This is a genomic window from Bathymodiolus platifrons methanotrophic gill symbiont, assembly GCF_002189065.1.
Classification (GTDB): domain Bacteria; phylum Pseudomonadota; class Gammaproteobacteria; order Methylococcales; family Methylomonadaceae; genus Methyloprofundus.
This window is the reverse complement of sequence record NZ_BDMN01000426.1, coordinates 1-1,334: the sequence shown is the minus strand read 5'-3', so window position 1 is coordinate 1,334 and position 1,334 is coordinate 1. Positions and strand designations below refer to the sequence as shown.

Below are 1,334 nucleotides of genomic sequence, written 5' to 3'. Positions count from 1 at the left end.
TTTGCTGGAATGGAACTGTTATTGAGGACTCAGTATTTGCCAGTTCGATTTGTAAGAATAAATACTTGTTCAATAACAATGGTATAACCATTTTTTACGATAAATACCAAAATGGGGCACTCAGAATCTTCAGTAGTGATATTTGGCGTTATTATACCATAATATGTTGTTTTAAAAGGGTATTATTTATTTCGTGCAAGCACTATCTAGTCGGGGATACACAGGGCGCTTTACCGGGCAAGACCAGCGCCGGCGGCAAAGATATTATTTTGATCGCGCTGGAGCTGACTTCCGACCCCGTCGTTCTGTTAATGCCATTAATCGACCAGGTCAGTGACTACAACCTGCATCACGGCATTCAGCAAAGTTTCGATGCCAAGCTGGACGCAGCCCTAAAGTCATTGAACGATCTTAAGCAGAACAACGACACTGCGACCAAGAAAGCACTCGAAGCTTTCATCAACTCGGTACTGGCACAGCGCGGCAAGGAAATTTCGGTAGCGGATGCTGATATGTTTATCGCTACTGCGCAGGAGATTATTATTTTGCTTAATGGAGGTTGAGATTTTGCACTACGCGGCGGCGGCGGCAGCACATCCTCCTATAGCTGTCGCCGTGGTCTTCTACAGTAATATTTCCATTGTCAGGCTGACAATTTTAAGTAATTAACTTTAAATAACAGGTGATCATCATGAAAATTCTAAATACACTTTTTCTTTTTGTTTTAGTTGTAATAATTTCTGCTTGTTCCAATCCACAAGATCAAGGAAATGCCGGTCTTGACAATAAAATACAGAATTTAGAAAATAAAATTGAAGGTCTACAAAACCAATTGGAAGATCAAAAAGTGAAAACAAGAATTAGTTTTATGCAAATTAGTTCCAATCCTATTGTAAATACCCCTTTTGAAGATTTTGTATTTGCCAGTGATGATTTCTGGAAAAAAACAACAGACGTTGCATCATTTCAATGTAGCCGCCGATGTATAGAAGCAGGGAAGGCAAGACAAAAGACATGTGCAAAATTACCTGATGGACAGGAAAAAAAGCAATGCTACGACGCTTCTGCAAAAAAAAGGGAATTTCTGTCACCTAAATTGCCAAAAAGAATTTCCCCCTAAATTTGAATAGTATTTGTTTTAATTTTTGAGTGCCATAAAGTCTTGAATTAAGAATTGACTTGTCATTCGTAACTTAACCGTTGGCTTTGGGTTGTTTTAATCCAGACAACAATCTACATGGCTATTAACAAACCACTGGTTGTTTACTGAACAGGTTTTAATTGAAATTTAATAGCCGAACCATACCGTTCGTTTGCTAGTTTCATTTAATATC

Annotated in this window: 2 protein-coding genes; both read left to right on the top strand. The window is 38.4% G+C overall.

Going from position 1 to position 1,334, the window contains the following annotated elements; genetic code table 11:
• On the top strand, positions 1-563 hold a 563-nt coding region (locus CDZ78_RS18705; protein WP_211200781.1), incomplete at its 5' end, for a hypothetical protein.
• A 128-nt stretch (positions 564-691) separates the two neighbouring features.
• Positions 692-1,120: a hypothetical protein gene (locus CDZ78_RS18700; protein ID WP_087871329.1), complete on the top strand. Its 429-nt coding sequence runs from the start codon at positions 692-694 to the stop codon at positions 1,118-1,120.
• The last annotated feature ends 214 nt before the right edge of the window (positions 1,121-1,334 follow it).

Coding starts and splice junctions, on each gene's coding strand:
- CDZ78_RS18700 (WP_087871329.1), top strand. CDS start 692: ATGAAAATTCTAAATACACTTTTTCTTTTTGTTTTAGTTGTAATAATT.